Genomic DNA, 20150 nt, shown 5'->3' with positions numbered 1-20150 from the left:
AAATTACTCACCTCTTTTTAATCTCTAAACCCTATAAATATATCATAACGACGCGGAAAATGTTATGCTTATCCATTAGAGGAATGTACGTTATCGACGATAAGAGGGAGGCGGTGTGATGAGCACCAAGAAGGCGCAAACATTAACGATTCTACACACCAATGACATCCATAGTCATTTTGGCTCCGTGAGCTCCATCGCCGCCATGATTGGACATGAGAAAGAACAGGCTGGAGAATTTCTGGTCGTGGATATCGGAGATCATATGGACCGGATGGCAGTTGAGACGGAGGGAACCCTAGGGGCGGCCAACGTGGATATCATTAATCTGACCGGTTATGATGCGATAACGATCGGAAACAACGAAGGACTAACATTTACACCCGAACAACTGACGCAGTCATATTCTGGACTTCTGTGCCCTGTTGTTTGTGGAAATGTTGTGGATCAGGCTACGGGCCTGCCACCAGTCTGGATGAAATCCTCTCTCATATTGGAGAAGGGGCCATTTCGCATCGGTTTGCTTGGTGCTACAGCACCCTTTACTGCCTTTTATGAATTGTTGGGTTGGGATGTATTGGACCCAGTAGAGACGCTGCGTGAGCAAGTTGGAGCTTTACGTTCTCAGGTGGATGTAGTCGTTATCTTGTCCCATCTGGGGCTTTCCACAGATCGCAGATTGGCCGAACAGATTCAGGGCATCAATGTCATTCTGGGCGGTCATACACATCATATACTGGAAGAACCTTTAGTCATTGGTCAGACGGTGCTTGGAGCGGCAGGAAAGTTTGGCCAGTGGCTGGGTAAGGTGGTACTGGAGCGGGAATATGAAGCGAATGAACTTACACTGGTGAGCAGCGGCTGTGTTCCAGTCCAGAACATGTTGCTCGAAGAAAGCGTGTCGCTGGCTATAGATACACACCGGACGGAAGCTGAGCGTTCGCTGGGCCAAACAGCCGTTATTACGGATAGGACGCTGACCATTGATTACGATCATGAGTCTCCGTTTGCGTCTTTGCTTGCCCAAGCAGTTCGTCAGTTCACTGGAGCACAGCTGTCTCTGGTTAACGCGGGGCAGCTTCTTGGAGATCTTCCGCAGGGGAATATCACAAAGGGAATGTTACATTCCCTATGTCCATCTCCCATTAATGCCTGTACAATATGCTTGAATGGAATTCAAATTCGGGAAGCTCTGGAGCAGTCCCTGTTGTCAGAGTTTTCACGTAAACCGATTATCGGATTTGGATTTCGCGGTGAGATTTTAGGAACATTGTGCATGGATGGAATGGATGTGGAGTATGATCCCCATTCGCCTCCATACGAGAAAATTCGTGCCGTATATATTGGGGGCGAGCCGATGCGTGATGAACAAGAATATGTGGTAGGAACACTCGACATGTTTACGTTTAACGTAGGTTATACGTCCCTTGCTCTTGGAACGGATACAGCGTATCGACTTCCTGAATTCATACGTGATCTGCTCGAATCGGAACTAAAAAGGCCAGGGGCGCTGGATGACAGCCTGCGGTCCCGTTGGCATGAAATCTAACAAGTTACTTGCCTTCTGCTGAAGCGGCGGCTAGTGGAAATTACATCTACGGAGCGGGAGAGGATAGGCTGTGCGTTTAGTACATATAAACCTATTGCAGCCTGGCATGAAGCTGGGGAAACGAATTTATAGTGAAGAGGGTTTGGTGCTGCTCAGTGAGGGAGTAGAGCTGACCAGTCGGTTGATTGGACGTCTAAAGGACCTGGGGATTGGATATGTGTATATATCGGATGCAGCAACAGAGGATATCATTATTCCGGATATGCTGCAGGAAGAGACTAGGCGCAGAGCGCTAGTCGAGATCAAACAGCAGTTTCAGAGCATGTCGGGTCTCAAAACCAAAAGCCGAATCCCACACTTCGGAAAAGCACTTAGCGGATTAATGAATACGATTCTGGAGGACATTGGCAGTCAAAAGGAAGCGATGATTATGCTGATGGATATGAACGCCAGTGATTTTGATCTGTATAATCATTCTCTTAATGTATGTGTGTATACGCTGGTTCTTGGTGTGGCATCAGGCTATACTCGGCAGCAGTTAATGGAGATTGGACTAGGAGCTCTGTTGCATGATATCGGTAAAACGCAGATTGCTCCAGAAATTCTGCACAAGCCGGCCAAATTGAGCGATGAGGAATTTAAAATCATACAGCAGCATACTACATATGGACATCGTATTCTCAAAGATGAACCGGGTATACCGCTCCTTGCTGCCCATTGCGCATTACAACACCATGAACGGATTGATGGTAGCGGCTATCCTTTTGGTTTGAAAGACAAAGAGATTCATGAGTACGCCAAATGGCTGGCCCTTGCCGATTCGTATGATGCGATGACAACCAATCGGGTATACAAACAAGCTTTGCTGCCACATCAAGCTGTGGAAGTATTATACACGGGTTCAGGGACTTTATATGAACAGCGAATGCTGGAGAAATTCCGTGATTGCGTAGCCATTTATCCCTTAGGTATCTCCGTCACGCTGAGTACAGGGGAGGTCGGGGTTGTTGCAGACATCCATACGCGCGTTCCGCAACGACCACGCATTCGTGTTCTCAAGGATCCGGACGGCCAGACATTAAGTGCACCCTACGAGATCGATCTGTCCACAGCGTTGTCTGTTATGATTACAGGCGTTGAGGGTGTGGAAGACGCTACGCCAGCTTCAGTACGTGGCGAATTATTTTGATAACCTGACGTCAATGGATAATGGGTAACGCTCATATTGTAATATCAGGACCGAGCCGGCCTGATATTACACGGGCGTTTTTTGTCATGTAATGGACAGAGCATGCTCATGCCAGAGCACAGGAAATTGTGCTATGATTAAAGATAACTCCAAAAGTTGAAGACGGGGTATGTTGTAAATAAAACTTTTTAGGTTAATAAAAGGAATAAGGTGAAGAACAATGACCATGCTAAACTCAGGATCGGTAGAACCGATGCCTTTATCGCCGACTAATGATCCTTGGGATCCGATCGGCTCTTTGCGTACATATGGACGCCATGTGCTGACCAGTGTAGAAATGACCGTGACTCATCTGTGCAATATGCGCTGCGAGCATTGTGCGGTAGGAGATATGTTAACGATGCGCGAAGCACCTGCGCTTCCGCTGCCTTTGATGCTTAAAAGGCTGGATGAGGTTGAGCACCTTCAGACGATTAGTCTGACGGGTGGTGAGCCGAGCTTTAGCCAGAAGACCGTGGATGAGATGATCATTCCGCTCCTCAAATATGCCAAGGAACGGGGCATTCGTACCCAGATCAACTCGAATCTGACGCTGGATTACCGTCGCTATGAGCAACTTCTGCCTTATCTGGACGTAATGCATATCTCATTCAATTATCTGAATGCCGATGATTTTCACCAAGTCGGGTTTGCCAACAGTGGTAGACCTGTAAAGCGGGAAGTTGCGGTGAAGATGTATGAGAAAATGATTGAAAATTCCCGTAAACTCAGTGAAGCGGGCATGTTTATCTCTGCGGAGTCCATGATTAATTTCCGTACCCATGACAAGCTTGAGGGCATTCATCAATTGATCCGTGAGATGGGCTGTGTCCGTCATGAAGTGCATCCGATGTATAATTCGAATTTTGCTTCTTCGCTGCCGGTACTTTCCCTTGATCATATGAGAGCGGCTATTCATCGTTTGTTGGATGCGCGTGACAAGGATATGTGGATGCTGTTTGGTACACTTCCGTTCTTCGCATGCAGTGCAGCAGAGCAGGATCGTGAACTGATTAACCGCCTGTATAGCGAGCCTAAAGTCACGGTTCGTAATGATCCCGACGGTCGTAACCGCGTTAACGTCAACATGTTCACCGGGAACGTGTATGTGACCGATTTTGCCGACATCCCGGCGTTTGGCAACATTCGTGACCGGAAGCTGGATGATGTATTCCATGAGTGGTCAGCGGAACATCCCTTGAATCAGACAGTGAACTGTCATTGTGATGCTGCTTCTTGCTGCGGTCCGAATCTGCTAGTGGCAGATATGTATTATAAAGGTGTGGATTTCAAATCGAGAAAAGCAATTACACGTTGATATTCCAGGTGTATTCCTGAAATAGATAGAAAAGGGGAGTTTCGACTTGGGTATTCATACCGAATTTCATCTTGGGCAGTTGGTATTTAATCTGGTCTGTGTGTTTCTGCTCGTATTTTTGAATGGCGTATTTGTCGCAGCGGAATTTTCTCTGGTCAAAGTTAGACAAACACGCCTCACTCAATTACAGAGTGAAGGGAATAAGTTGGCTGGTTATGCCCTGAAGGTGAATGGTAAATTGGATGCCTATCTATCGGCAACCCAGTTCGGAATCACGTTGACATCGCTGGGGCTTGGTTGGCTCGGTGAACCGGCCATTTCCGAATTACTGGTCGAGCCTCTGATGTTCAAGCTTGGTGTAGCAGATACAGGACTTATATCCACGGTATCGGTCATCATCGGTTTCTGTATCATTACGTTTTTGCACATTGTGCTGGGTGAGCTTGCGCCCAAATCTCTGGCAATCCAAAAAACAGACGGAGTGGCTTTGCTGCTATCGGCACCGTTGCTGTTATTTTATAAAATTTTCTTCCCATTCATCTGGGTACTGAACGCGTCAGCCAATGCACTGCTGCGATTGGCAGGCATTGAACCCGCCAGCGAAGGAGAGGCCCATTCGGAAGATGAGCTTCGAATTTTGATGAAGCAAAGTGCGAAAAGTGGCGTCATCGATAAGGATGAAATCAAACTGATGGATAACATCTTTGATTTCTCGGATATGCTGGCACGTGAAATTATGCTGCCACGTACGGATATGGACTGTCTGTATACTCATATGTCGCTGGAAGAAAACCTGAAAATCATTAATGCAACGAAGCATTCCCGTTATCCTGTGGCTGTTGAGGATAAGGATGAGATTATCGGATTTATCCACATTACCGATCTGCTTCTTGCTGAACCTGACCAGCAGCATGATCTGGCTGCGCTTGTTCGTCCGATTCTGAATGTTCCTGAATCGATGGAGATCAGTCATGTACTTCGTCTGATGCAGAAAAAGCACTCCCAGATGACACTGGTGGTCGACGAATATGGCGGTACAGCGGGCTTGCTGACTGCTGAAGAGATTTTGGAAGAGATCGTTGGCGATCTGTATGATGAGTTCGAAGACGAACGTCCGCGTATGGAGCGCAGTGGAGAAGCCTTTTCCATTGATGGTCGCTCCCTGATTGAAGAGGTTCATGAATGGACCGGTGCTGTCATTGAGGATGAGGAAGTCGATACGATTGGCGGCTGGCTGTTCAAGGAATTGGAAGGCAGCGTGGTCAAAGGTAAAACACGGGAGCAAAACGGTTATGTCTTTGAAGTGGAAGAATCCACCCGTCTCCGAATTACCAGAGTGAAGGTATATAAGCGACCGGATCCTGAAGAAAATAAGGTCGAAATAGGAGAACGGGAACCAGGTTTGATGCAGGATGATCGTGAACGTGACAGGGACTGAGTATTGATGAAATAATCATTGGGCACATAGCCTCCATATCAAATGAAGTGACCTTTGGACACTGCCCAGCGGGGTAAGTCGTTCGAAGGTCTTTTTTTGCGTTCAACTAAATATGGGATTAACTTGGGGGGCAGCGACATATGGTTATAGAGACGGGAAATGAAAGCTTGGAATGAAGCGATGTCGAATGTACCAAATCAGTGATGAAGGAGGCGTTGTTCTGTGTCAGATCCGCAGCTTCGTGCTTACGCCCCTTTTGTGGGGCCGTTTGATCCATGTCCACCGAAGACGATTCGGACGTACCTAGTTCCTCCGCAATTGTTTATCCCATTTCAGCCGATGGGCTGGCCGCAGTTCAGTCCCGCAGAAGCCTTAAGAGTTGGAACGTTGTGGCCTGCTTTATACAGTCCTTATACACCTGCGAGCTCGAAGGGAAGGAAGGTGGAAGCAGATGGAACCTGAAGCACCTAAAGCCTGTGATGCAAAATACTATGAGCTGCTGGAGGAACTTCAGGCACTGGATTTTGTATTGGTTGAGTTGAATCTGTATCTGGACACCCACCCGGGCGACTATCAAAGCATCGAGCAATACAACAAATTCAGCCAGGAGCGGATGAGGGTGGCGCATGAGTTTCAGCAATTGTACGGACCTCTGATGAATTTTGGGCATGCTTTCTCCAAATATCCGTGGGAATGGTCCCAGACGCCATGGCCTTGGCAAGTATGAGATAACAGCCTCGGGTTTCCTTGCAGACGTTCCAGGCTAGGAGCTCGAGGGATCGTAACAGGTTGAATTTGATTTTATAGAGGAGGCGTCTGCATGTGGGTGTATGAGAAAAAATTGCAATATCCCGTTCGGGTTAGCAAATGTGATCCTCATATGGCGAAATTGCTGGCGGAACAGTATGGGGGCGCAGACGGAGAACTGGCGGCTGCCCTGCGGTATTTGAACCAGCGGTATACGATTCCGGACAAGATTATCGGGCTGTTGAATGATATAGGAACCGAGGAATTCGCTCACTTGGAAATGATTGCAACAATGATATATAAATTGACAAAAGATGCATCGGTGGAGCAACTGGAAGCAGCGGGGCTTGGTCCAAACTACGCACAGCGTGACTCTGCACTGTTTTATACCAATTCTTCCGGTGTGCCATTTACAGCAGCCTATATTGCCTCGAAGGGAGAACCGATTGTATACTGAGGCATAACACATCATTTCCAGACAATCTCTATGTTTACCCCGTCTGTTATAGTTACTTGTTCTATAATTTGACGTATTGCCTGCTTAGCTTTTAATCTATCTGCCCCCAAAATAACAGGGAGCATTAAGGCAGCGTTTTCCTGAACAGTTTCCGCTTCATGTCTTTTTGATAACAGTTGTGATATACGTTTGGTCAGGCTATCCCGATCCGCTTCAACCCTCTTACGAGCCATTTTCAAATCCTCCGCAGTGATCAAATCATTTTCAAAAGCTTCTATTTGTTTTTGCATTTTATTTCCGACTTTACTCAATTGTAATTTTAAATCTTTAATTTCATCTATTGCAGAAGCTTTCGGTGAGATGTTAATATTCAATTCTTTTGTGGAAGCAGCCACTAATTCACGAACCTGTTCGATAATTAATGTTTCTAAATCCTCTCTGTGAACCGCATGATGTTTGCAACCATACCCAAGCTGATAAGACCCACAAATATAGCGATAGTAAGTATATTCGTTATATTTGTTTTTGACTCTGGCAGTACTTCCTTTCATATTTCTCTCGCAATGGCCACATATAGCAAGACCTGTAAGCAGGTATGTTTCATTATCCGCATGTTTTCTGGCTCTCGATCTTGATCGTAAAATTTCTTGAACTTTTTCAAATTGTTCTATTGGAATTATCGGGGTGTGATTACCTTCTTTCACGATCCATTCTGATTCATCTCGAAAAGTGGTTTTAGAATCTTTTGTACTTCTCTTGTTATATATCATTGTTCCTGTTAAAGCCTGATTTGTAATCAAGCGTTTTACATTTGTTTGATCAAACATCTTGTTTCTTTTAGTAGTAATACCTCTATCATTTAATTTTTTGGCTATCATACGATATCCATCGCCCTGTTCAGCAAGTTCGAACATATATCTAACATTTTTTGCTTCTTCTTCATTAATAACATACTTCTTATCTATTACATCATAACCGTAACAGGGTCCGACTATTGCTCGATCTGTATTCTTAGCTAGTGATATCATGTTGTCCTTAACACGCTCGGAGGTTCGCTCACGCTCAAACTCAGCAAAGGTTCCTAACAATTGAAGCGTCATTCTCCCTACGGCGGTTGATGTATCAAAACTCTCTGATGCGGAAACATAACTGCAATTATATTGAGTTAATAGTTTCACTGTTTGAAGTAGATCAAGTAAGTTTCTGCACAACCGATCTAATTTTGATGTGAGTACAATTTGGATCTTCCCCTTAGTCACATCATCCAATAATTTTTTTATTGCTGGGCGTCTGAGATCCTTGGCACTATAACCATCATCAATATAAAATATTGGTTCACTCCAGCCCATCGCCACACAATAAGCTTTTAGCCTTTCTTGTTGCTCATTAAGTGAATTTCCTTTGTCTGCTTGTTCGTCAGTTGATACACGAATATAAGCGGCGACATTATTCATTGATTGCCTCCTCCTCCTCAGTATTTAATTAAGTTCATCTTGAGTTTGCCTATAATTACAATCTCCGCTGGTGGTGCAAATATTGGGGGATAATTAGGGTTCTCTGATTGAAGTACCATTTGATCACCATTTTTGAATACTCTTTTGAGAACTGCCTCATCATTAACCAGGACAGCAGCTATTTCTCCGTTCTCTACATCGGGCTGTTTTCTAATCAACAACATATCTCCATCATTTATTCTTACACCGCTCATACTGTCGCCTTTTGCGTGCAAAAATAAATGTTCCCCGCCAGTCACCCATTCTTTAGGCACTGGTTCATAATCCGAAATATCCTCAAAAGCTAGGACTCCATTACCGCAGCTTATTTTTCCTACAACCGGAATATAAGAGAACGATTCAGGATCAATCCGAGGCAAATCCACTTCCATATTGTCATCAATCAAATAATCCAGGCTACATTCGAAAAAACTTGCGAGTTTCGCCAATGTAGATCGTTTAGTGTTTTCAGTTCCTTTTTTATACATTCCGTCAATTGTTGTATAAGGAATATCCGCTTTTTTAGAAAGTTCATTTTTACTATGTATTCCTTTTTTCTTCATCAACAAATCAATTTTCTCAAGCATGTCCACAGCAAAGTGACCTCCGTTTCTCTTACTTCATATAAGCATCATTATAGAGGAAAAATATTTCCGTTGCAACGTAATATTTTGACGAAAAGTGTTGACTAATTACTCTATGGGGTATAATATTTGCCTTAGTTACCCTGCAACGTAAATCGAGAGGGGGTGATTACGTTGTTCCCGAATTTGCAGGCTGAGATTGTACGAAATGGATTTGTTAAGAAGAGCATAGCTGAGAGCATTGGAGTCTCCCCGAGATCGTTGACCAACAAGCTGAATGGTCGAACAGAGTTTACACGCTCGGAGATGATCACTATTCGTGAAGAATACTTCCCTAATGCTAGTGCAAATTATCTTTTCTCATTCGGAGAAGATCAGCCCCGAAAAAAAACAAGTCAGTCCAGAAGTCGAATGGTCAAGTCGGACAAACCGTCTTGAATAGTATGAACTAAGGGGGGAGAGATGGTGAACAAAAAGGAAAAACGTCCGAAGTTACAAGTTGTCGGTCATTACAGAATGATAGATGGGGTCAAGGTAAAAATTGATCCCTTTAACACTGATTTGCCTGATCGTTGCAAACTCATTGTTTCCGAGATTGTCACTGGTCAAACCTGTTCATTAGTAAAAGTCATGTAATGGATTAACGACTCAGCTTTTACAGAGTCGTTACGATGGACAAGCCTTCCCCGATTATTAAATGCAACGATGTACTGGAACTATGAGCAACATTATGTTGGAACTAAGCAAGGAGAACTGTTCTGAAAGGAGAACCCGAAATGTCATTTCAGAATTTGCTAAATAACTATTGTGCCTATGTCCATTTAGAGAAGTTAATTGAGTTTCGCAAAAGCAGAAAGATCCATGAAGCGGCGGAGGATTGGTTGGATAAAGAAATTGATGACTTGAATAAGCAGCTTAACGGAGGTGCTAACCATGATTCAAGAATTGTTAACTGATCGTAATTGGCGTGGGATGATTTATATTTTCTCTCATAATCAGAATCTTAAACGTGCTGTTGAGCCTTTTGTTGACTTGGATGAACGCTCTATTGATTTTGACGGATTGAGACGTATTTCATTGCCTTGGTCAAAAGCTGAGAAGTTCATGTTAAATCTTGCACTTCATATTTTCAGCGAACGAAACGAAGTTACTCTATCGGACATGGATTACTTGGATAGTACCAATAAAGCGATTGCCCTTAGAGCAATACAATTGCGTTTTGGTTAGGGGTGTTTCGATGAAAGAAGGCACAAAAAAAGAAATCATCCGGGTTAGGAGCCGGACGATTTCTAGGTTTGAAAAAATATTCGAGATCAGTATAACACATATTCTGCCTTCTGATAAGGGGGCGCACGCATGATTGTACTAAAAGGCGATACCGTCAAGCTTAAATCTGGAGAGGTTGGAGAGGTAACCGAAGTTTGGGGAGCTGCTAGAACGTCAATACGCATTCTTCCTAAGGACGAAAAACCTCTACTCTCCTTTGAGTCAGATGTAATCGAGATTGTGAAACGTCCTAAAAAATCACCACGGGAGAGGAGGTGATACATATGCAAGTGGACATTAACAATCTGGCAGGCGGCGCGATGGCAGAGCGGATCAACCGTGAGCTGAACAAAGTAGCCGAGAACGTATTGGACCCGAACACGAAGGCTGAGGCCGTTCGTACGGTTACTATTTCGATCAAGATCAAGCCGAATGAAGCACGTCAAATCGGTCAAACCGATATCGAAGTTAAATCTTCCTTGGCTCCAGCGAAGGGTGTTCCAACTCAGTTCGTCTTTGACTTCGACCGTGAAGGAAATGCCGTTCTGAAAGAACTGAATCTTAGCAGCGACAAGGACCAAATGGCGATGAATGATGAAGGTGAAGTGGTTGACGGAACTGGGACAAGCCCTAAGTCAAATGTGGTTGGCCTGTACAAATGATCTATGAAAATTGAATAGCGGAGGACATGACATGATTAAAGAGGCAATTGATAGAATTTTGGGTTTGGCTGGTATTCACACTCAGGAAATCGGTGAACAAGTATTTACTAATTCCGATTTGCGCCGTGTTCACGAAGCTACCACAGAAACATTAAAGGTTCGGAATTTGAGCGGAATTGTTGATTACATCACCAGCAACTTTGACGGCAAGTTCCCATTCGTCGTCCATATCCAATCACCAACTCAAGTGAGTGTAGTCACTGGTTATAACCGCGATCTACAACGGAATTTGATTATTGAAGCGAATGCATTGCTACCGGATATTAATTTTGGCTCGTACTACAACATTGAGAATTTCAACATCCTTCTTCAAAGCTGCTTTGTTCAGAGCAATACACGAGATGCCTTACTGTCAATCGTCGGCAATGTCAAGGACGAACAAGTAACGAGTTTTGGGGATGATGGGGTATCACAACAGGTTACAGCCAAAACAGGGGTTGCGACAATTGAGAATGTCAAACTTCCGAATCCGGTTCTTCTGAAACCTTTCCGAACATTCGTAGAGATTCCGCAACCTGAAACTGCGTTTGTCTTTCGCATGAAAGATGGGCCATCCGCTGCACTCTTCGAGGCAGATGGTGGTGAATGGAAGCTTCGGGCGATTGCTGAAATCAAGGTTTATCTGGACGAACGTTTAGATGATTACATTGAAGAGGGCAAGGTTATTATCATCGGCTAATTTTCATACCACATACCGGGAGGACAATCCTCCCGGTTATTCATAGGAGTGATGAACGTGATACAGCAAGCATTGCAAAAGCTTCAGCAAGAAATGGCAGCCAAATCAAAAGACGCATATGTTCAGCATGTTGGTTCCTTTCTGACTGGATATGTTCGGAATCATCCAGAACATGCGGCGTTTGTATTGACGGATGGAAAAACCATTATTGGCAGTTTGAACGCAATGAAGGAAGAAGCAAAAAAGAAACAGTCCAATGGTGTGGGGGTTCTCAGTGATCAGCAAGGCTTTGAAATTGTCCTCAAGTACTTTGGAGTTCCAAGCAAGCAAGAGCAGGTTGTTGCGGCTCCAGTTGAACTGAAAGCTTCATTAGATGACTTATTGTGAGGTGATTTAGATGAATCAGAAAGAAAAGGACATGACACATTTTCCGTCTAAGCGATCCGAAAAATTAGAGAAATATGTAATAGATGAACTTCTGAAACACAGCAGATACATTTTCATTCAGCGGGTTTCCAGAGTCCAGTATGGATACTGCACACACTGTAACTCTCGCTTTCGGACTTCTGGAGATTTAAAACATAATGGCAAGAGTGAATGTCCAAATTGCAAGTCAGATTGCAAAGTTAAAAATCACGGTATGAGCCGTAAATATTTGCGCGATCATGGAACTGTCGTTTTTTATGAGAAATCACAAGTCAATCCCGATTCAGCCATCATCGCACAGGTATTCAGAGTCTATCGTGATTACTCAGGAGATTATAAGAAGGTCCAGACTGAATATGTGATTGTTGCTAAGTATCTCTTCGAATCAGGCAATCCAGGAAGAGCTACTATGTATGAACGTTGGGGAGGATGGCAGAAATCCAATTCAGTTCATTCAATAGAATCTTATCCTCATTGCCCAATTGAAAGCATTGAAGAAGCTATCACTGGTACACCGTTCTATTACAGTACTTGGGATCAGCATGAACAACCTCAAAGGGATTACGTTAAGTTCTTTGCTCTTTATAGCAAATACCCAGTCATCGAGATTTTAACGAAACTGGGATTCAAATACTTTGTAGGCGCTAAATTGTTTGACGGAAAAACGTACAGTTGCATCAATTGGAGAGCGAAACAACTTCATGATGTGTTGCGGTTAAGTAAACAAGATTTTCAGCTAGTTCATAAAGAAAGAAAGTTAAATCCAATGCAGTTGCGTTTGTTTCAATTGTCACGTAGAGATAGTGCACCTCCAACAATTAAGGAAATTCAAAACTTTTTCACGGATTCAGTTGGCGATGTCATGAATGAACTGAATGTTGTTCTTAAATATTCCACTTTACGTAAGGCAATGAACTACATTCAAAAGCAAGTTCGAATCTGTGACGCATATAGATCATATCTTGGACTTCTCATTGCTTGGCGAGATTACATCCGCGATTGTGAAACGCTCGAAATGGACTTGTCTCATAGCCTTATTCTATTTCCAAAAAACTTGCACGAGGAACATCAGAGGACGATGAAGCTAGTGAAAACCACATCTGATGAACGATCCCGAGCCAAAATGATAAAACGGGCTGAGACCCTTCAAAAATATAAGTTCGAAGATCAAGAGTTTGTCGTGATCCCTGCTGAGACAGCAGAAGAATTGATTGAGGAAGGGAAAAGACTAGAACATTGTGTTGCCCGTTATGCTGATAAACACGCTAATGGAAAAACAACAATTCTCTTTGTTCGTAGGAAAAACAACCCCAACTCGCCTTACTACACGATTGAATTACAGAAGAATTCTATCAAGCAGGCAAGAGGATTTAAAAACGCTTCTATGACACCCGATGTACAAAAATTTGTTCAGCAATTCGAGAACGCCAAATTGAAAAAGAAAAGGAAGGAAGTTGCTATATGACAACTCGTAAGAAAAAAGAAGAGGTCCCAACGACAGTTGTTCCAGTTACAGAAACATCAGTCTCAAACCGAACTGCAGATATCATTGCCGCTGAGATTCGCAGTATTGATCAGCAAGCCCGTCAGTATGTTTTGCAGTCTGCTATCGAGATCGGTCAGAGGTTGACCGAAGCTAAGGAATTGGTTGGGCATGGAGAATGGGGAGCATGGTTGAAAGATCATGTGAATTACAGCCAATCATCTGCCAACAACTTTATGAAAATATCCGTGGAGTATGCGAACTCTCAAACCCTTGGTGTCTTGTCATACAGTCAGGCGGTTGCTTTACTCTCTGTTCCTGCCGAAGAAAGGGAATCATTCGTAGAGGATAACAACGCTGCTGAAATGTCGGCTCGTGAGCTGCAGGCGGCCATCAAGGAACGGAAGGAAGCGGAACGCCTACTTGCTGAGGAACAGGAGCGTGCGAAGGTAGCTGAAGCTGCTCGTATAGAGGAAGAACGGCAACGCGAAGTTCTTCGCGGAGAGTATCAGAAATTACTTGAAGAACGCCAGAAGCTGGAGAATGAGTTGTCCGCCGCTCAAGAAGAAGCGAAGAAGCCCGGGAAAGCAACCGGCACGGATGCAAAGACCAAAACAGAGTTGCGTAAGGCGGAAAAGTCTCTATCTGAGTCACAACAACGTCTGGCCGCTTTAGAGGAAGAAATGAAAGCGAAGGAAAACGATGTTGCCTCAAAGGTTGATGCAGCCATTAAGGAACGGGAACAGGAATTGGCAGAGCAAGCACGCAAGCGTGAAGAGGAATCTGCAAAACAAGTCGCTGAGCTGCAAGAGCAGTTGCGCAAAAACAACAATACGGCCGCGATCAAGGTCAAAGTACATTTTGAATCGCTATTGAGCAATTTTAACAGTTTAGTAGGTTCTGTTGCCGAGTTGGAAAACGAGGAACAGAAGAAAGCCATTTCGGAGCGTATAGCCCAGCTATGCGACGATATGAAGTCCAAGCTGTGATGAAATATGAGAGAGTATTTTGATTTCTACTAATTCTTTAAGGTGTGTTGAGATGATCGAGATATCTTCTAAAGCACAGGCCATCATTGAACATGCGCTTAATCCGCTGATTCGTAAAGGTTGCCGGATTGAGCGCTTGGCAATGAATGTTTGTCCTAAGTCACCAATCGCGCAAATGGATAAGGTTCATACCAAGTACGGATCATTACGCATTGAGCCAAATGTTTTCCTGCCCTTGGGCAAGTCATACATCATAGAAGATTCTTGGAGAAAGACCAGAGGCTTTACCTGGGTTTCTGGATATCAGCAAAGCAGGTGAATGAAATGAATTACATCGCAGAAATGACAGCCTTCACAGATTGGCTCGAAACAAACCCATTGGAGCCATCCGCACAAACTTTGTGGTTTCACTTATTAGTGATAGCAAATAAGAGCGGATGTCCAGAGTGGTTTACAGTAGCAAATCTGACACTGATGGCTAAGACAGGCGTTTCTGAAAAATCACTAATTAAACATCGAAATGCACTCATCCAAAAAGGACGACTTATATATAAGAATCAAGGAAAACAGCAGGCCGGAAAATACCAACTGGTGCACCTTACTGTAAAAAATACAGTAAAAGGTGCAGTGAACGAGGGTGTAAAAAGTGCGGTAAAAGATGGAGTAAAGGGTTCAGGATTATTAAGAGATTTTAATTCTTCTACTTCTACTTCTTCTGATCATGGCGAATACGAATCTTTTTATTCTGCACACTTGCGAGTGTTTGGAGCGGAATGCAACCCACTTCAAAGCCAGCAACTTGGCGATTACATTGATAGAGACGGTATGGAAGAAGAGGTTGTTGTACGAGCCATTGAACGTGCAGGGATGGCATCCAAAGGTTATAACTTCAAGCTTATTACCAAGATTTTAAACGATTATTTTATCGGTGGCGTCCGCACGCTGGAACAGGCCATTGCCATAGATCGTGAGTACGACAACCGCAAGAATAAAACGACCATTAAGCCTGATACCAAGGCACGAAGCTTTGCTGAGATGGCGGAAGGGATGGAAGGATGAAGATCAGTGAAGTCGGCAAGCTGTTTGACAAAATTATAGAGTTTTATCCAGCCTTTACAGGGACTGCTTCGAAACTCCAGAGCTGGCATGAGGCCCTAACCGATATTCCATTTGAACTGGCACAAAGCAATCTCAAGAAATATGTTGCTGATCCAGATAACAAGTACCCACCGCATCCGGGAGCATTGGCAAAGAAGCCTGTTTTTACTGACAGTGACCGTTACCACGCTGGCTTGAAGAAGTCTGGACAACGGACACTTGAGGAAAATGAAGAACTAAGTATCGGTAAGGTGGGACCCACAGAAGAACAGCGCAGAAAGGTACGTGATTTGCTTGAACAAAAATGAACTGGAGTTGCCGCATAGTCTGGAAGCTGAACAATCTGTTCTCGGTGCAGTTTTGATTGATCCAAACGCCTTTCTGAATGTGGCAGACACCTTGTCTGTCGAACATTTTTACTCCAATCAGCACGGAGTCACTTACTCAGCCATGCGAGAATTGTCTGAGGAAGGAAAAAGCATTGATTTAGTGTCTTTAACAGCGAAGCTTCAGGATAATAGGCAGTTGGATACCGCAGGCGGTGTAAGCTATCTTGCAAGAATGTCAAAGAGCGTCCCGACCGCAGCCAACATCACACATTATGCTGAAATCATGCATGACAGATACTTGCACAGGACAACGATACTTTCACTGGAAGAGCAACTTCGAAACGCATGGAAATCAGATAACGGCATGATGGCCTTGGCGAGTGTACAAACGGCTGCAACGAGCCTATCTGACAAAGCCGTTAAAGGTAGAGAGTTTCGAACAGCTCGTGAAGTGTTCCTTTCTGCATTCGACATCATGGAGCAGAGATATGCCAATTCTGGCGATGAGGTAACGGGTATCCGTTCCGGGTACGTAGAGCTGGACCGTATGACATCGGGCTTTCAGGATAGCGATCTAATCATTATTGCAGCTCGTCCTTCCGTGGGCAAAACTGCATTTGCACTGAACATTGCCCAGTTTGCTGCGCTTAAAGGCAAAGAGAAAGTAGCCGTTTTCTCGCTTGAAATGTCCGCCGAGCAACTTGCACTACGGATGATCAGTGCCGAAGGAAATGTTGAAGCTAATCGGATACGGACAGGCTTCCTTCGCGGTGAAGATTGGGACAAAGCGACTAACGCAATTGCATCATTAGGCGAAACAAATCTTTTCATTGATGATTCAGCAGCTCTTACGGCTCAAGGGATCATTAACAAATGTCGGAGACTCAAACAGAAATTCGGATTGGATATGGTCGTGATTGATTATCTTCAACTGATCAGTGGAGAGAAGGGCAAGGAAAACCGTCAACAGGAAGTAACGGATATTTCCCGGAAGTTGAAGCAGTTGGCCCGGGAGCTACATATTCCGGTCATCGCATTATCACAACTTAACCGAGCGGTTGAGCAGCGGCAGGATAAACGGCCAATGATGTCCGATCTACGGGAATCGGGAGCTATTGAGCAGGACGCGGACATTGTTGCTTTCCTGCACCGGGAAGATTACTACGATGCGGAGACCGAGAAGAAGAACATTATTGAAATCATCATAGCCAAGCAGCGTAACGGTCCAGTGGGAACAGTTGAACTGGTATTTATGAAAGACTACAACAAATTTGCTAATTATGAACGGAACCATAACGATTCATTTAGGCAGTCGTCACAATCAAATAATAATCAACAAGCAGTTCCAGACATGTACAGACAGGGGTGATCAAATGAAAGCATTTGTGGGGAAGCTTTATGACTTGGGAGAGACGACACCTAATAGCTGCCGGAGAGCAATGAGAATCGCAAAGCGGTTATATAAGAAAGCCGATGCTGATGACAAAAAGATTCTTTCAGAAATTATCAGCGAATGTGAGTTCGTTGAAGAATGGTTAACAACCGGAAGAAGACCAGGTAACAAACGTGGAGTTGAACGCTTGGCAGCATACCAGCGAGAGGTGCTTGTTGATCCACTTAAAATGCAAGCTTACGTAAGTAATTCGAAAGCAGGCAGTCCAAGCAACTTGACCGATTGGCAAAGGTTCCAGATTGAAGATGCACTTTCACGCTTGAGTGATCGAGAACGTGAATGTTATGTACTGGCGCACGGCGAGTGTTTTTCTCACAGCGCGATAGCCAACATGCTATATATAAGTAAAGACTCCGTTTCCGAATACATTGACCGTGCGCAAAAAAAAATATCAAAAGATTTGGAGAGCAGCTTGTTTTTGATCCAATAGCCGCTAAAAGCGGAGAAATTTGTCCCGCGAACGCCACCTATAGGTAAGAACTATAATAAAGGAGTTGTTAATAGTTTGGAACAATCGCACGAACGGGCATCGACAATCGATGTCCTTTTTGCTGTATCACTCAGGAGGTAATCCCATGGCGATTAAAGCAGTCAAGCGTCCTCCACCTATACCTGTGAAGTCAGAACTTCAACCGAATAAATGTCGTGGATGCGTATGGGGAACATGGACGGGCAATGTGCAGTTATGTTTGACACCTGAATGCAGGAAATAGTTTGGCAGTGGTGGCGGAATAGGTAGACGCTATATATGGTAGGGTGAGGTGCAGACCATAGAATAAAGCCTCTCGTGCACACCAATGCAAGGTGCAAATCCTTGCCCACAACATCTTATATGAAGGGATTGAGAAGATGAGTAAAACTGGATTAAATATCACTTTGTACACATCGAAAGATGAATTGTTCAATGCCAAATCCGGAGGCAGTACACTGGTTGCTTCAAAGACGAAGACCAAGGATGCAGACTTTCAGATTATTGTTTCAATTGATGCGTGTGATCTGCTTGAGAATGAGGTTCGCGTTAATCTTACTTTGCTTAAAGCAAGTGTCGAAGAAGCTGCACAAGAGTTTGGCGTAGCTATGGGCAATGAGATTAACAGGGTTCTCAGTCAGATTGAGTAGGGAGGTTGCGTTTTGGACTACTATATTCAGACAGAACCGCTTGTGTTGCCTGTGGCGCAATCAGCGTTACCAATGAAGCATCAAGTTCTGAACCGTAAGCCGATGCGAACAGTTGCAAGGAGTAGTTGTTAATCTGACCGTATTCCCAAACGCTTGGGAATTTGCGAGGTGGTGAAATGAAATATGTTCAACCCATCCGAGATAAGGAAGTCATTGAAGATATCAAGCTAAAACTTTTACGGAAGGAAGACCCACGGGACTACTTCCTTTTTGTTATTGGTATCAATGTTGGTTTTCGAATATCGGACATCTTGCCGCTGCGTGTTCGTGATCTGAAGAAGCCGCTGATATACATCACGGAGAAGAAGACACGAAAGCAGAAGGCGTATGAAATGAATCACACAGTGAGACGTGAATTGTTAAGGCTGATCGGTGACCGACCAGATGAAGAATTCCTGATCAAGAGCAGGGAAGGAATCAATAAACCGCTTGGCCGATCCATGACCTATAAGATCATGAGAGCCATTACGGAAGAATACGGTCTTGAAGGCATCGGCAATCACACACTCAGGAAAACGTATGGATATCATTTCTATAAAGAAACGAAGGATATCGCAACTCTTCAGAAGATATTCAACCACTCTGACCCGAACGTGACCTTGCGGTATATCGGCATTACGCAAGACACAATCAATCTGTCAACGAGACGGTTCAGACTATGAGTTACCCATAAAATGAAGGTGTGGAACTGGGAAATAGCCGAAGCCGGAAAGCCTTGGTGCATAAGGGTTTAGTGAACCTTTACGAGTTCCCCACAATTTAAGATAAGGGTAACTCACTTTTATACAGAAAATGAATAAAATCATGGTTTCAGAAGCAGAGTTTCCATTGATTTCAGCAGAAAGATTGCCTCTATAATGCGGCTTATCGGCTGAAAACTAATAATAAAATACAACGAATATTTATGCATGGAGGGATTATGAGCGGATCGTTCTATAAATCCACCAAGTGGAAGAGGAAGCGGGCGGTTATTTTACGTAGGGATGAATACATGTGCCGACAAAGCAAAAGGTACGGTAAGACCGAACCGGCTACCACGGTACATCACATCTACCCATTCGAGTTTTACCCAGAGCTGGCGCTGGTTGAGTGGAATTTAATCTCGCTTTCTGACAAGCAACACAACGCCATGCATGATAGGGTGACCCACGAGCTTACGGAACTCGGTTTAGCTTGGCAAGAACGAGTTCGGAAGCAATTCGAAGAATGGCAAGGAAAGGGAAATTAATATTTATCTGATATCCCCCCTCCCTTTCAGGGTCGCCACGGGACCCCAGGGACCGGGCAGGGGAGCCTTTTCCAATAGAGCGGGTCTCCAAAAGTTTTTTTGGGGAGGTGAGGACGTGGCGGAGGCAACCGAAAAAGAAAAGATCAAACGGAAGACCGTTGCCGAAATGAAGAAGCTCGGCGTGTACAAAAAAGAGTATGGTCGGGTGATTGAAATTTATGCGGAACTGGTTGCGCAGTACGATAAGCTGAATCGTGACTTTGAGGAAGGCGGTTATAAGTTTCAAGTAATCACCGCCCAAGGGGGAGCGAAGAAAGCACCGATTGTCGCCACGCTGGAAACGCTGCGCAAAGACATCCTGACGTACTCGGATCGGCTCTGTCTTAATCCTAAGTCGATTGAGACAGTGACAACCGATAATAAGAAAGGTAAATCGAAACTGGCAGGAGTGCTGGGTGGTCTGAAGTGACCCAACACACCAATT

Annotated in this window: 27 protein-coding genes and 1 pseudogene; 26 read left to right on the top strand and 2 right to left on the bottom strand. The window is 44.3% G+C overall.

Annotated features, from left to right (window positions below; genetic code table 11):
* Positions 1–118: 118 nt before the first annotated feature.
* From MHB84_RS03500 to MHB84_RS03470, 7 genes and pseudogenes are all read left to right on the top strand, one after another.
* Complete coding sequence (locus tag MHB84_RS03500) at positions 119–1549, top strand: bifunctional metallophosphatase/5'-nucleotidase (RefSeq protein WP_076289850.1); 1431 nt, start codon at positions 119–121, stop codon at positions 1547–1549.
* A 70-nt stretch (positions 1550–1619) separates the two neighbouring features.
* Positions 1620–2738, top strand: coding sequence for an HD-GYP domain-containing protein (locus MHB84_RS03495; RefSeq protein ID WP_076289849.1), 1119 nt, complete (start codon positions 1620–1622; stop codon positions 2736–2738).
* Between the two features lie 220 nt (positions 2739–2958).
* A complete protein-coding gene (gene yfkAB / locus MHB84_RS03490) occupies positions 2959–4095 on the top strand; it encodes a radical SAM/CxCxxxxC motif protein YfkAB (RefSeq protein ID WP_143764736.1) in 1137 nt (378 codons plus the stop codon).
* Positions 4096–4147: 52 nt separating this feature from the next.
* Positions 4148–5533: a hemolysin family protein gene (locus tag MHB84_RS03485; RefSeq protein ID WP_445322121.1), complete on the top strand. Its 1386-nt coding sequence runs from the start codon at positions 4148–4150 to the stop codon at positions 5531–5533.
* Positions 5534–5755: 222 nt separating this feature from the next.
* Positions 5756–5995, top strand: coding sequence for a spore coat associated protein CotJA (locus MHB84_RS03480; RefSeq protein ID WP_076289847.1), 240 nt, complete (start codon positions 5756–5758; stop codon positions 5993–5995).
* Positions 5985–6260 (top strand): spore coat protein CotJB, encoded by a 276-nt coding sequence (locus tag MHB84_RS03475; RefSeq protein WP_063564297.1) that lies wholly within the window; start codon positions 5985–5987, stop codon positions 6258–6260. Before MHB84_RS03480 ends, MHB84_RS03475 begins: the two co-directional genes overlap by 11 nt.
* Positions 6261–6353: 93 nt before the next feature.
* Positions 6354–6728: pseudogene (locus MHB84_RS03470) on the top strand (manganese catalase family protein); the annotation flags it as partial.
* A 20-nt stretch (positions 6729–6748) separates the two neighbouring features.
* Here MHB84_RS03470 and MHB84_RS03465 read toward each other — a convergent pair.
* A complete protein-coding gene (locus MHB84_RS03465; protein ID WP_076289846.1) occupies positions 6749–8191 on the bottom strand; it encodes a recombinase family protein in 1443 nt (480 codons plus the stop codon).
* A 17-nt stretch (positions 8192–8208) separates the two neighbouring features.
* Complete coding sequence (locus tag MHB84_RS03460; protein ID WP_076290134.1) at positions 8209–8817, bottom strand: LexA family protein; 609 nt, start codon at positions 8815–8817, stop codon at positions 8209–8211.
* Positions 8818–8988: 171 nt separating this feature from the next.
* Here MHB84_RS03460 and MHB84_RS03455 point away from each other — a divergent pair, with 171 nt between their 5' ends.
* The 19 genes from MHB84_RS03455 to MHB84_RS03365 all read left to right on the top strand — a co-directional run bounded on the left by MHB84_RS03455 (position 8989) and on the right by MHB84_RS03365 (position 20135).
* Positions 8989–9252 (top strand): hypothetical protein, encoded by a 264-nt coding sequence (locus MHB84_RS03455; RefSeq protein ID WP_076289845.1) that lies wholly within the window; start codon positions 8989–8991, stop codon positions 9250–9252.
* A 27-nt stretch (positions 9253–9279) separates the two neighbouring features.
* Positions 9280–9450, top strand: a complete 171-nt coding sequence (locus MHB84_RS03450) for a hypothetical protein (RefSeq protein WP_179087169.1) — start codon at positions 9280–9282, stop codon at positions 9448–9450.
* Between the two features lie 140 nt (positions 9451–9590).
* The gene (locus tag MHB84_RS03445) at positions 9591–9770 is read left to right on the top strand and encodes a hypothetical protein (RefSeq protein ID WP_076289844.1); all 180 of its coding nucleotides are present in this window, start codon (positions 9591–9593) and stop codon (positions 9768–9770) included.
* Positions 9748–10041, top strand: coding sequence for a hypothetical protein (locus tag MHB84_RS03440; protein ID WP_076289843.1), 294 nt, complete (start codon positions 9748–9750; stop codon positions 10039–10041). Before MHB84_RS03445 ends, MHB84_RS03440 begins: the two co-directional genes overlap by 23 nt.
* A gap of 129 nt (positions 10042–10170) precedes the next feature.
* The gene (locus tag MHB84_RS03435; protein ID WP_076289842.1) at positions 10171–10359 is read left to right on the top strand and encodes a hypothetical protein; all 189 of its coding nucleotides are present in this window, start codon (positions 10171–10173) and stop codon (positions 10357–10359) included.
* 5 nt (positions 10360–10364) lie between these two features.
* On the top strand, positions 10365–10742 hold the full coding sequence (locus tag MHB84_RS03430; RefSeq protein WP_076289841.1) for a hypothetical protein: 378 nt from the start codon (positions 10365–10367) through the stop codon (positions 10740–10742).
* Positions 10743–10773: 31 nt separating this feature from the next.
* On the top strand, positions 10774–11481 hold the full coding sequence (locus MHB84_RS03425) for a hypothetical protein (RefSeq protein WP_076289840.1): 708 nt from the start codon (positions 10774–10776) through the stop codon (positions 11479–11481).
* Between the two features lie 57 nt (positions 11482–11538).
* Complete coding sequence (locus MHB84_RS03420; RefSeq protein ID WP_076289839.1) at positions 11539–11868, top strand: hypothetical protein; 330 nt, start codon at positions 11539–11541, stop codon at positions 11866–11868.
* 10 nt (positions 11869–11878) lie between these two features.
* Positions 11879–13372, top strand: coding sequence for a PcfJ domain-containing protein (locus MHB84_RS03415; RefSeq protein ID WP_076289838.1), 1494 nt, complete (start codon positions 11879–11881; stop codon positions 13370–13372).
* Positions 13369–14379, top strand: coding sequence for a DUF3102 domain-containing protein (locus MHB84_RS03410; protein WP_076289837.1), 1011 nt, complete (start codon positions 13369–13371; stop codon positions 14377–14379). Before MHB84_RS03415 ends, MHB84_RS03410 begins: the two co-directional genes overlap by 4 nt.
* Before the next feature lie 52 nt (positions 14380–14431).
* Complete coding sequence (locus tag MHB84_RS03405) at positions 14432–14698, top strand: hypothetical protein (RefSeq protein ID WP_076289836.1); 267 nt, start codon at positions 14432–14434, stop codon at positions 14696–14698.
* A 5-nt stretch (positions 14699–14703) separates the two neighbouring features.
* Positions 14704–15438 carry a DnaD domain protein gene (locus MHB84_RS03400; RefSeq protein ID WP_076289835.1) on the top strand — a complete coding sequence of 245 codons (735 nt, stop codon included), beginning with the start codon at positions 14704–14706 and terminating at the stop codon, positions 15436–15438.
* The gene (locus tag MHB84_RS03395; RefSeq protein ID WP_076289834.1) at positions 15435–15785 is read left to right on the top strand and encodes a hypothetical protein; all 351 of its coding nucleotides are present in this window, start codon (positions 15435–15437) and stop codon (positions 15783–15785) included. Before MHB84_RS03400 ends, MHB84_RS03395 begins: the two co-directional genes overlap by 4 nt.
* Positions 15766–17175, top strand: a complete 1410-nt coding sequence (gene dnaB, locus MHB84_RS03390; RefSeq protein WP_083678969.1) for a replicative DNA helicase — start codon at positions 15766–15768, stop codon at positions 17173–17175. The genes MHB84_RS03395 and dnaB overlap by 20 nt, the downstream gene beginning before the upstream one ends.
* Positions 17176–17179: 4 nt before the next feature.
* Positions 17180–17689, top strand: coding sequence for a sigma factor-like helix-turn-helix DNA-binding protein (locus MHB84_RS03385; protein ID WP_076289832.1), 510 nt, complete (start codon positions 17180–17182; stop codon positions 17687–17689).
* Positions 17690–18108: 419 nt separating this feature from the next.
* Positions 18109–18378, top strand: coding sequence for a hypothetical protein (locus tag MHB84_RS03380; protein WP_076289831.1), 270 nt, complete (start codon positions 18109–18111; stop codon positions 18376–18378).
* Between the two features lie 176 nt (positions 18379–18554).
* Positions 18555–19100, top strand: a complete 546-nt coding sequence (locus MHB84_RS03375) for a tyrosine-type recombinase/integrase (RefSeq protein WP_076289830.1) — start codon at positions 18555–18557, stop codon at positions 19098–19100.
* A 257-nt stretch (positions 19101–19357) separates the two neighbouring features.
* On the top strand, positions 19358–19666 hold the full coding sequence (locus MHB84_RS03370) for an HNH endonuclease (protein WP_076289829.1): 309 nt from the start codon (positions 19358–19360) through the stop codon (positions 19664–19666).
* 115 nt (positions 19667–19781) lie between these two features.
* On the top strand, positions 19782–20135 hold the full coding sequence (locus MHB84_RS03365) for a P27 family phage terminase small subunit (RefSeq protein WP_083678943.1): 354 nt from the start codon (positions 19782–19784) through the stop codon (positions 20133–20135).
* Positions 20136–20150: the final 15 nt, after the last annotated feature.

The organism is Paenibacillus sp. FSL F4-0087, from assembly GCF_038020215.1.
Taxonomy (GTDB): domain Bacteria; phylum Bacillota; class Bacilli; order Paenibacillales; family Paenibacillaceae; genus Paenibacillus; species Paenibacillus taichungensis.
Note: the sequence above shows the minus strand (reverse complement) of the source record. Positions and strands in the feature narration are given on the sequence as shown.